Origin of the sequence: Staphylococcus equorum (genome assembly GCF_001747895.1) — a bacterium.
Taxonomy (GTDB): Bacteria; Bacillota; Bacilli; order Staphylococcales; family Staphylococcaceae; genus Staphylococcus; species Staphylococcus equorum_A.
Map to the genome: position 1 here is coordinate 82,079 of NZ_LNNB01000020.1, position 11,287 is coordinate 93,365.

Annotated in this window: 13 protein-coding genes and 2 tRNA genes; all 15 read left to right on the forward strand. The window is 32.2% G+C overall.

Going from position 1 to position 11,287, the window contains the following annotated elements; genetic code table 11:
* The first annotated feature begins 167 nt into the window (after positions 1-167).
* Positions 168-647 (forward strand): PH domain-containing protein, encoded by a 480-nt coding sequence (locus AST02_RS10310; RefSeq protein ID WP_069817697.1) that lies wholly within the window; start codon positions 168-170, stop codon positions 645-647.
* Complete coding sequence (locus AST02_RS10315; RefSeq protein ID WP_069817698.1) at positions 640-2,145, forward strand: PH domain-containing protein; 1,506 nt, start codon at positions 640-642, stop codon at positions 2,143-2,145. Before AST02_RS10310 ends, AST02_RS10315 begins: the two co-directional genes overlap by 8 nt.
* Positions 2,138-2,677 carry a PH domain-containing protein gene (locus tag AST02_RS10320; RefSeq protein WP_069817699.1) on the forward strand — a complete coding sequence of 180 codons (540 nt, stop codon included), beginning with the start codon at positions 2,138-2,140 and terminating at the stop codon, positions 2,675-2,677. Before AST02_RS10315 ends, AST02_RS10320 begins: the two co-directional genes overlap by 8 nt.
* A 31-nt stretch (positions 2,678-2,708) precedes the next feature.
* The gene (gene acpS, locus AST02_RS10325; RefSeq protein WP_069817700.1) at positions 2,709-3,059 is read left to right on the forward strand and encodes a holo-ACP synthase; all 351 of its coding nucleotides are present in this window, start codon (positions 2,709-2,711) and stop codon (positions 3,057-3,059) included.
* A 123-nt stretch (positions 3,060-3,182) separates the two neighbouring features.
* Positions 3,183-4,331, forward strand: a complete 1,149-nt coding sequence (gene alr, locus AST02_RS10330) for an alanine racemase (RefSeq protein WP_046466110.1) — start codon at positions 3,183-3,185, stop codon at positions 4,329-4,331.
* Positions 4,332-4,418: 87 nt separating this feature from the next.
* Entirely contained in the window at positions 4,419-4,589 is a 171-nt protein-coding gene (gene mazE / locus AST02_RS10335) for a type II toxin-antitoxin system antitoxin MazE (RefSeq protein ID WP_002507108.1), read from the forward strand.
* Positions 4,586-4,948, forward strand: a complete 363-nt coding sequence (locus AST02_RS10340; protein ID WP_002511418.1) for a type II toxin-antitoxin system PemK/MazF family toxin — start codon at positions 4,586-4,588, stop codon at positions 4,946-4,948. Before mazE ends, AST02_RS10340 begins: the two co-directional genes overlap by 4 nt.
* A 358-nt stretch (positions 4,949-5,306) precedes the next feature.
* Positions 5,307-6,308 (forward strand): SpoIIE family protein phosphatase, encoded by a 1,002-nt coding sequence (locus AST02_RS10345; protein ID WP_069817701.1) that lies wholly within the window; start codon positions 5,307-5,309, stop codon positions 6,306-6,308.
* Between the two features lie 79 nt (positions 6,309-6,387).
* Positions 6,388-6,714: an anti-sigma factor antagonist gene (locus AST02_RS10350; protein ID WP_002511417.1), complete on the forward strand. Its 327-nt coding sequence runs from the start codon at positions 6,388-6,390 to the stop codon at positions 6,712-6,714.
* A gap of 1 nt (position 6,715) precedes the next feature.
* On the forward strand, positions 6,716-7,198 hold the full coding sequence (gene rsbW / locus AST02_RS10355) for an anti-sigma B factor RsbW (RefSeq protein ID WP_046466108.1): 483 nt from the start codon (positions 6,716-6,718) through the stop codon (positions 7,196-7,198).
* Positions 7,173-7,943 carry an RNA polymerase sigma factor SigB gene (gene sigB, locus AST02_RS10360; protein ID WP_002507114.1) on the forward strand — a complete coding sequence of 257 codons (771 nt, stop codon included), beginning with the start codon at positions 7,173-7,175 and terminating at the stop codon, positions 7,941-7,943. Before rsbW ends, sigB begins: the two co-directional genes overlap by 26 nt.
* A gap of 175 nt (positions 7,944-8,118) precedes the next feature.
* A complete protein-coding gene (locus AST02_RS10365; RefSeq protein WP_069817702.1) occupies positions 8,119-10,269 on the forward strand; it encodes a Tex family protein in 2,151 nt (716 codons plus the stop codon).
* Positions 10,262-10,717 carry a SprT family protein gene (locus AST02_RS10370; protein ID WP_046466106.1) on the forward strand — a complete coding sequence of 152 codons (456 nt, stop codon included), beginning with the start codon at positions 10,262-10,264 and terminating at the stop codon, positions 10,715-10,717. The genes AST02_RS10365 and AST02_RS10370 overlap by 8 nt, the downstream gene beginning before the upstream one ends.
* Positions 10,718-11,073: 356 nt before the next feature.
* Positions 11,074-11,159, forward strand: a tRNA-Leu gene (locus AST02_RS10375).
* Between the two features lie 23 nt (positions 11,160-11,182).
* Positions 11,183-11,256, forward strand: a tRNA-Gly gene (locus tag AST02_RS10380).
* Positions 11,257-11,287 lie beyond the last annotated feature (31 nt).

An 11,287-nucleotide genomic window follows, 5' to 3' on the forward strand; every position in this document is an offset into this window, starting at 1 on the left:
TTTTTTGCGTTTTTTAAGAAAAGCGTCATAAAAGCTATGATGAATAATAAATATTAAGTGCAATATATTTAAAACAAGAATAGTTATTTATACGTTTTAAATGGATAATGAAATGACTATAAAAGCTATGTTATAATAAATTGAAATCTTAATTAAGGAGTGTATATATGACTAACGACCAACTATTTAACAGAAGTCCTAAACAAGCTATGAAGTATTACTACATAATCGAAGGACTGGAATTTATTGTTAGTTTGATCGTTTCGGTTATTTTAATATTTTTATGGAGTCACTTTAATTGGTGGCATTTCATTATATATTTAATCGTTGCTTTTATAGTGTTTGACTTTGTGCGTTTATTGATTAGACCCTGGATTAAGTTTAAATACACATTTTATAGAATTAAAGAAAATTATATAGAAGTAAAATACGATTTCTTCTTTAAATCTAAAAAGATAGTGAAATTAGAACGCACACAGCTTATTGAAAGACAGAACAACCCAATTTTGAAAAAAATGAGCCTCTCTAAAACTACATTAATTACTGCTGGTCACAGGGTTAGTTTTCCACTGATGTTTACAGATGATGCGAAGTCATTCGAATTACTAACTCTCAACTACTTGAGAGGAGCTGATTTTGATGTATAATCCTCAAAAGTTACATCCCATTTCTTATTTAACGGGTGTTATTGAAGCTATAAAGCAAAATATCTTTTTGATTATTATTTTTTTAGTATTTAATATTCAGGATTTTGATTTTACAAATATAACTTCATACATATTCCCAGCTATCGTTTTTGCCTTCTTTTTATTTTCATTTGTAGCACAAGTATTAAAAGTTTATAACACGACATATTGGATTGAAAATGATCATTTTGTTTTAGCAACTGGTATCTTTACTAAAGAAAGAAAAGAACTTAACATACGTCGTATACAAACATTAGATACATCACAAGGCATTATAAATCAAATCGTAGGTGGCGTGAAATTACAAATCAAAACGCCGAGTGATGGTATTGATTTGGACACTATTTCTAAAAAACAAAGTGAATTAATACAACTTACAATTAAAGAAAAACAGCAAGAATTAACTAGTCAAAATGAAGAACCGGATTTAACTAGAATTCCTGAACAAGAGGATAATGAGGATATGTCGGAGCAACAATCGCAACCTGTACGCTTATATAAGCTTAATTTTAAAGAATTATTGTTTATGGCATTAACGAGTGGGGCGATAGGCGTGGCGTTTGCAGCAATTTCACCGATAATTGGTGCCTTTTCAGAAGTAATACCATGGGAATGGATCACTGGTGAGTTTGCGCGGATTTCTCAAGCGATTTTTGTGATTGTGTTAATAATGGTTGCGACTATTGTTGTCGCAAGTTATATATTGGGTACATTAATTGTAATTATAAAAAACTATAATTACACTGTGACACAAAATGATAATCAATTGAATATCCGATATGGTTTATTTAATGTTAAGAGCATCACAGTGCCAACTGATAGAGTCCAAGCTGTAGTCGAAAAACAATCTTTCTTAAGAAAACTATTCGGTTTTACGTCTATACATTTTGTGATTACGAGCGATATGAATGGTAATGATAAAGACGATATTTCATTAGATGGAAATGTTATGATCTTACCTTTTATTAAACGTAAAAAAGCATTCGAAATCATTAAATCACTTATTCCTAGTATGGCGTTTGAAAATGCGGAACAGGGTATGCCTTGGAGAGGTTTCCATAGGTATTTTTGGCAAGAAACAGTCATATTGCTAGTGATTGCAACTATCGTTAATTATTTCTGGTCACCATGGTCATTTGTTATCGCAGCAGTTATTATTTTACTGCTAATTATCCATAGCCTTATAGTTATTAAATCATCTGGATTAAAAGTACGAAATGATGAACTAGTAGTACGTAATGTAACTACATTTGGATTCAAAAACACGTATTTCAAGCATGGGAAAATACTAGGAATGGAAATTAAACGGAATCCATTTTTAATTAATAGTGATTTAGGTCATTTTAATTTTATCATTGCAAAAGCTGCGGGAAATGAAGCTGTGGGTTTGAAATTTAATAATTACAAAGAAGTTGAAACACTTCAAAATTGGTATTTGAGAGGTGAGCATCATGAATGAATATAATTATATGGATAGATCTGGAAAAACAGTCATGCGTCTCTCGGCATATATCATGACGACGATATTTGTATTAATTTTAGCAGCGATATATATTGTTAATACAATGTGGTTGGAATGGCTTAATTCCAATACGATGATATGGGTCTTAATTATTGGTGTGATTATTATCGTAATTCAATTGCTGCTGGGTGCTATTTTAATTCCAATGTACCAATATCAAATCTTTAGATATAAACTAGATGAAAATGAAATCATTGTAAGAAATGGTTTGTGGTTTGTTTCAGTAATCAAAATCCCGTTATTCAGAATTCAAAATGTCGATACACACGAAGGTATTTTAATGCGCAAATATAAATTAGCAAGTTTAACGTTGTCGACAGCAGGTGGAAATACTGAGATTAAACTTATCGACAAAGATATAGCGGCTACATTAAAGTACAAAATAAAGAATGTTAATAAAACAATTGAAGTAACAGAAAATGAAGCTTCAGATATTGAGTATTCTAAAGATAATAGTGATTTAAAATAAATCACAGGCTTTATATGATTGGGGGAGACTTATGATACACGGTATAGGTGTAGATTTAATAGAGATAACAAGAATAAAAAAACTTTATAGCAGACAAGATAAATTGCTAGAACGTATATTAACTATCAATGAACTACAAAAGTTTAATTGTTTCAAAAATGAACAACGTAAAATGGAATTTCTTGCAGGTAGATTTGCTTGTAAAGAGGCTTTTAGTAAAGCACTAGGTACGGGTCTAGGTAAAACAGTAGCATTTAATGATATTGACTGTTTTAACGATGAAAATGGTAAGCCTTGTATTACCTATGAAGGCTTTAAAGTGCATGTAAGTATTACACATACGGAACATTATGCTATGAGCCAAGTTATTTTAGAAGTTTAATTTATTGAATTTTTTCTATATTCCAGTATGTTTAATTTGGTTATCCTATCATCATTGTTATAAAATTGATTTATTGTAGAAAACTAGCGAAAGCTATTTATTGAAATAGGAGGTACATACTTAATGTCTGATAAGTATTATAGATCGACGTACTTGAATGTAGATTTAAATGCTATTGTTTCAAATTTTCAAGTATTTCAAACATTACACCCAAATAAAACAGTTATGCCGGTAGTTAAAGCGAATGGTTATGGTCTTGGTAGCATTAAAATAGCACGTCAATTAATGGAAAATGGAGCTGAGTTTTTCGCAGTTGCAACATTGGATGAAGCAATTGAACTTCGTATGCATGGAATCAATGCAAAAATACTTGTACTTGGAGTTATTCCAACATATAACATAAACAAAGCAATTCAGCATCGTGTAGCAATCACAGTGCCATCTAAAGCATGGCTCGCTGAAGCTATTGAAGAAATTCCAACTAATAATGAAAAAGATTTATGGCTTCATGCCAAATTAGATACTGGCATGGGCAGGTTAGGAATAAAAAATGTAGATGAGTACAAAGAAGTCATTGAATTAATTCAATCACATGAGCATTTAGTTTTTGAAGGCGTGTTTACACATTTCGCATGTGCTGATGAACCGGGTGATTCGATGAATAAACAACAAGCATATTTTGAAGAAATTGTTGAACAGGTAGAAAAGCCTAATTACATACATTCTCAAAATTCTGCAGGTGCATTGATGAAAGACAGTCAGTTTTGTAATACAGTCAGAATAGGCATATCATTATATGGTTATTATCCTTCAGAGTACGTTAAATCAAAAGTGAAGGTACACTTAAAACCAAGTGCACAATGGATTAGTGAAGTCGTTCAAACTAAAGTATTACAAACTGGAGAATCTGTGAGTTATGGAAGTATATATACAGCGAAAGAACCTACAAAAATCGGAATCATCCCAGTAGGTTATGCAGATGGTTACCCGAGAATGATGACAGGATTTAGTGTAAACGTGAATGGACATCAATGCGAAGTAATTGGAAAAGTGTGTATGGATCAAACAATAATTAAAATTCCTGAAGAAGTTAATGCAGGTGATAAAGTCATTTTAATGGATTACCATAGTGACAGTCCACAATCAGCAGAAGCTATGGGGCGACAGCAACAGACTATTAATTATGAAGTGTTGTGTAGACTAAATAGAAGGCTTCCACGAATTTATCATGGGACGCAAGACCTAGAAATTCGCAATGAATTACTAAAATAGTATAGTCACTTAATGTAAAATTTGTTATTATGAGTCTAACAACGAATCTCAATATATTCTATTTTAGTAACATGGAGGTCTTTATTCATGGCAAGTTTTAATCAAAGCAGAAACCATAGTATTGAACAACTATTAAAAGAAGGCTATTCTCAAATGGCCGATTTAAATCTCTCCCTTGCAGCAGAAGCATTTCCATTTGAATGTGAAGCTTGTGATTGCAATGAAGTTTACCTCAGCTCTAAGAATAACAATGAATGATGAGAAGAGGAGACGTTTATTTAGCTGATTTATCACCAGTTCAAGGGTCTGAACAAGGGGGAATAAGACCTGTCGTTATCATACAGAATGATACTGGAAATAAATATAGTCCTACCGTAATTGTAGCTGCAATTACTGGTAGGATTAATAAAGCTAAAATACCTACACATGTAGAAATAGAAAAAAGTAAGTATAAGCTTGATAAAGATTCTGTAATACTGCTTGAGCAGATTAGAACTTTAGATAAAAATAGGCTGAAAGAAAAATTAACATACCTTTCTGAAAGTAAAATGAAAGAAGTTAATGTTGCTATTGATATAAGCTTAGGATTACATAATGTTAGAAATAGTAAATCCTGATTTTCAAAGGTTTAAAAAACAGTTAATAAAATAGTGAATTTTATATCGATTCCCTATAACATGTAATTACCACTTAATTAGCAATATAATTGTTATTGGAAAATTAAGGATTTTAGTTTTGTGGTTTAATACCTTTGAGTGGGATGTTTTAAGTTGAAAAGCTTTAGGTTATCCTAAAGCTTTTTTAGGTATTTGGAGCGAGTTTATCATTTATAGCGAGTAACACATACAAATACGTAAAAAATTTGAATAAGCGCGTTCATTATAAAAGATATTTTTACTTACATACATAGTACATTTAAACATGTTATAACCGATGTATGCGGTTTATATTTGTATTTTTAGGAGGAATTACTACATGGAAGAATTCAAAAATCAATATAAAGCGCTAATTGACGAAAGTTTGCACACTATAGATGCTACGGATTTTATGAAAAAGTGTGAAAGCTTTACAGATGAAGTGATAAAAAGAGATTTATTACCAGAAGATATAGTTGAAATTCATAGAGATTATGTCAGAGTGCTAAATTTAAATGAAACTCAAATTTTAGAAACTTTTAATGTGCTTAAAGAAGTAGTCAGAGGGTTTGGGTATAGTTATAGAGATTATCAAGAATTAGTAAATCGTCTACAATATCACGATAAAGAGATTGATTTAGCCTCTCGTTTGCAGCAAACAATGCTTAAAACGGATATTCCTCAATTTGATAGCATACAAATCGGTGTTATATCAGTAGCAGCGCAAAAAGTAAGTGGTGACTATTTTAACCTAATAGACCATAAAGATGGCACAATGAGTTTCGCAGTGGCAGACGTTATAGGTAAAGGTATACCAGCTGCACTTGCAATGAGTATGATAAAATTTGGCATGGACTCTTATGGTCATTCTCAACTTCCGAGTGATGGCTTAAAGCGACTCAACCGAGTAGTAGAGAAAAACGTCAATCAGAATATGTTTGTAACGATGTTCTATGGACTATATGAAGAGTTAAATCATTTATTATATTGTAGCTCTGCTGGGCACGAACCAGGATATGTATATAGAGCAGAAACTGAAGAATTTGAAGAAATCAGCGTTAGAGGTAGAGTGTTAGGTGTCAGCGAGCAAACGAGGTATAAGCAACAAGAAATCCCTGTATTTTTAGATGACCTAGTTATTATATTTACAGATGGTGTCACAGAAGTTAGAAATGAAGCAGGAGATTTCTTAGATAAAAACCATCTTTTAACGATGATTCACAAGTATAAGCATATGCATCCACAAGATATCGTTCAACTTTTATATGAAGCGATTTTGAAAATACAAAACCCTGACAAGAGAGATGATTTAACAATTCTAATTATAAAAAGAGTTAATTAGTTTTATCATAGTTAAGGTTAAGTTATTTGATTTAAGGGTATGGAAGTTATTATGAGACTATAATTAGGAGTGTAAAGTTATGAATCTTAATATCGAAACGGTAACACATGATACTCATTACGAGGTTAAAGTTGGCGGAGAACTAGACGTTTATACTGTTCCAGAACTAGAAGAAGTTTTAGTGCCGATGAGACAAGAAGGAACTCATGATTTACATGTAAATTTAGAAAACGTGAGTTACATGGATTCAACGGGATTAGGCGTATTTGTTGGTACATTAAAAGCGTTAAACCAACATGATAAAGAATTATATATATTAGGTGTTTCAGATCGAATAAGTCGACTATTTGATATAACAGGATTAAAAGATTTGATGCATGTTAATGAAGGAACGGAGGTCGAATAACATGCAACTTAAACAAGATTATATAGAAATGCGTTTACCAGCATCTGCAGAATACGTGAGTTTAATACGTTTAACACTGTCAGGCGTTTTTTCACGTGCAGGCGCTTCGTATGACGACATAGAAGATGCGAAGATTGCAGTGAGCGAAGCAGTAACGAATGCAGTAAAACATGCATATAAAGATAACCCAGAAGATGTGGGTATGATTAATCTATGCTTTGAAATTTTCGATGATAAAATCAAGATTGTAATTTCAGATCAAGGTGAAAGTTTTGATTATGAAGAGACAAAAGCACAATTAGGGCCATATAAAGAAAACGAAAACATAGATTTCCTAAGAGAAGGCGGTCTTGGTCTGTTTTTAATTGAATCTTTAATGGATGAAGTTACAGTCGATAAACAATCAGGCGTAACAATCAGTATGATAAAGTATATTAAAAAAGAGCAGGTGCGAAATAATGGCGAAAGAGTCGAAATCAGTTAATGATGTATCACCTGAACAAATTAACCAATGGATAACGCAGCATCAAAATGACGAAAACAAAGATGCTCAAGATAAACTCGTAAGACATTATAGAAAGTTAATCGAATCATTGGCATATAAATATTCAAAAGGTCAATCTCATCATGAAGACCTCGTTCAGGTTGGTATGGTTGGTTTGATTGGTGCAATAAACCGATTTGACTTATCCTTTGATAGAAAGTTTGAAGCCTTTTTAGTACCAACGGTCATTGGTGAGATTAAGCGTTATTTACGTGATAAAACATGGAGCGTCCATGTACCAAGAAGAATCAAAGAGATTGGACCTCGTATTAAAAAAGTAACTGATGAATTAACAAATGAGTTAGAACGTTCTCCTTCTATTGCAGAAATAGCGGATCGACTTGAAGTAAATGAAGAAGATGTGCTAGAAGCAATGGAAATGGGTCAAAGTTATAACGCATTAAGTGTTGATCATTCGATTGAAGCAGACAAAGATGGTTCTACAGTTACTTTATTAGATATTATGGGTCAGCAAGATGACAATTATGATTTAACTGAAAAACGTATGATATTGGAAAGGATTTTACCAATATTAAATGAAAGAGAAAGACAAATTATTCAATGTACATTTATTGAAGGTTTAAGCCAAAAAGAAACTGGAGAAAGAATTGGTTTAAGCCAAATGCATGTTTCAAGATTACAAAGAACAGCAATCAAGAAATTACAAGAAGCCGCTAATCAATGATTGAATAAAATATAAGGCAGCGTTCCTATAAATTAGGGAGCTGTCTTATTTTAATTTATATACGAGTTGCTATCACTTTAATAAAGCATGACGTTTTGAACAGTGGTTACTATTAAATATGTTAAAATGTTAAAGAAAGTAAAATAAAAAGAGAAATAAATGAGCGGAGGATTCTATGGATAGTAATCTAATACAATCTATAAGAGAGAAATACAATTTCACAACAAAACAAATTAATTCAGTGTTATCACTCCTAGAGGATAAAAACACGGTACCTTTTATAGCTCGCTATAGAAAAGAGCAAACAGGTGGATTAGATGAAGTAGAAATTAAACAAATAGATGATGAATATCAATATATGGTTAACCTTCAAAAAAGAAAAGAAGAAGTTATACATAATGTAGAAGAACAAGGTTTATTAACAGCAGACTTAAAAAGTGATATTTTAAAACAAACAAAACTCCAGCGTGTTGAAGATTTATATAGACCATTCAAACAAAAAAAGAAAACGAGAGCTACGGAAGCTAAGAGAAAAGGCTTAGAACCATTTGCAAAATGGCTGAAACAATCTAACTTAGACACAACAATCGAAAATAAAGCACAACAATTTTTAAACGAAGAAGTAGAAACTATTGAAGCTGCTATAAAAGGTGCGCAAGATATTATTGCAGAATTAGTTTCGGATGCGCCTAAATATAGAACTAAAATCCTTAAAGATACATTTCAACATGGCAATATTATTACACAAAAGAAAAAGAATGCTGAAGACGAAAAAGAAACATTTTCTATGTATTATGATTACAGCGAACCAGTGAAAAAAATTGCTAATCATAGAGTCTTAGCTGTGAACCGTGGAGAAAAAGAAAAAGTATTATCAGTAAAATTAGAAATGGATACACAAGGCATTGAAAACTTCATTCGCAAAAATGAAATAACTACAAATCATGAAGGTAATTATATAATTGAAGATGCCATTAAAGATAGCTTGAAAAGATTAATTATGCCTTCTATCGAAAGAGAAATAAGAGGGGATCTAACAGAAAAAGCTGAAAACCATGCTATTGATGTCTTTAGTGAAAATTTAAGAAATTTATTGTTACAACCACCAATGAAAGGTAAACAAATACTTGGGGTGGATCCAGCATTTAGAACAGGGTGCAAACTTGCAGTTATTAATCCGTTCGGTACATTTGTTGCAAAAGACGTGATGTATCCGCACCCTCCAATTAATAAAAAAGCAGATGCTGAAAAAATATTCGTTAAATTTGTTAAAGATTATGACGTAGAACTTATCGCAATAGGTAATGGGACAGCTAGTCGTGAAACTGAACAATTTGTAGCATCTATGATTCAAGAACATCATTTGAAGGTGCAATTCATTATTGTGAATGAAGCGGGCGCGTCAGTATATTCTGCATCAGAAGTCGCTAGAACAGAATTCCCGGATTTCCAAGTTGAAGAACGTAGTGCAGTTTCAATTGGTAGAAGAGTGCAAGATCCATTGAGTGAACTTGTTAAAATCGATCCTAAATCAATAGGTGTAGGTCAATATCAGCATGATGTTAATCAAAAAGCACTTGAAGCGGCGTTAACATTTGTGGTTGAAACAGCAGTGAACCAAGTAGGTGTGGATGTTAATACAGCTTCACGCTCACTACTCCAATATGTTTCTGGTTTATCACCAACGATTGCACAAAACATAATCAACTATCGTGAAGAAAACGGTGCAATCAAACATAACAAAGATATTGCAAAAGTTAAGCGTTTAGGTGCTAAAACATTTGAACAAAGTATCGGTTTTTTAAGAATTGTCGATGGTAGTGAACCATTAGATAATACTTCAATTCACCCTGAAAGCTACAGAGCAACGTATCAATTATTAAATGAAATCAATATGAAAGCTGAAGATCTTGGCACAGAAAATTTAAAATCAGCATTAAATCACTTAAATATAGAGGAAATGGCTGAAAAATTGAACATAGGTCAACCAACATTAGAAGATATCATAAAATCGTTGATTGCCCCAAATAGAGATCCGCGTGATGAATTTGAAACACCTATTCTAAAATCAGACGTTTTATCAATCGAAGATTTATCAAAAAATATGAAGCTAAGCGGTACAGTTAGAAACGTTGTAGACTTTGGTGCCTTTGTAGACATTGGAGTCAAACAAGATGGGCTTGTACATGTTTCAAAACTATCTAAGAAGTTTGTGAAGAATCCAATGGATATTGTTAGTGTTGGAGATATTGTAGATGTTTGGATACTTGATATTGATGATAAAAAAGGTAAGGTATCATTAACTATGATTGATCCACATGGATAATGAAACGCTCCAAAGATTAACAGAGACGATATCTGAATCATACTTTAAGCGTTCATTTAAACATAAAGCATATTTTAATAAACGCTTAAAAACAACTGGCGGTCGCTACTTATTAAAATCTCATAATATTGAAGTTAATGATAAGCAGTACACTAAATTTGGTGAAAAAGCAGTTGAAGATATTATTAAGCATGAATTATGTCATTATCATTTACATTTACAAGGAAAGGGATTCCAGCACAAGGATAAGGACTTTAAAGCGTTGAGTAAGTTAACAGGCGCTCCAAGATTTTGTTCAGCTGTAGAAAAATATGAAGATCGTGCGAAGTATATGTATAAATGTAATACATGCGGTGCCCAATTTCCGAGAATAAGAAAAGTAAACACGAAAAAAATGATGTGTGGACATTGTAAAGGTAAATTGATTGAACATGATATAGTGCAATAATAGGAGTTATTATAAAAGGGCGAGCTAAAACGGTAGATTTTAGCTCGTTTTTTTATTTTGAAGTAAAATAGAAGTGGAATTTAAGTAAAAAAGACCTATTCAGGTGATTTTTAATGTGTATTTTACCATCAATAGTTAAATCCAACTTATAACTAGAACATTTTACTCATTTTTGTTTGTTTTTTCTGTTGACGATGAGTCGATTATATTATAAGATAATAAACGTTGCGAAATTAATAGGCAATTGAGTTAAGTAAGTATTAACTTTATTAAATTAACTTTAAAAACGTGTTGACAAGACATTAAAAGTATATTACAATATATAATGTTAACTTAATAAACAAACCGTTTTGCGAGCGGCCGTGGCGGAACGGCAGACGCGCTAGGTTGAGGGCCTAGTGGGAGAAATCCCGTGGAGGTTCAAATCCTCTTGGCCGCACCAAAAATATTACATATTATTAATATGCGGGTGTAGTTTAATGGTAAAACCTCAGCCTTCCAAGCTGATGTTGTGGGTTCGATTCCCATCACCCGCTCCAATAGAAACATTAATGAACATTGAAAACTGAA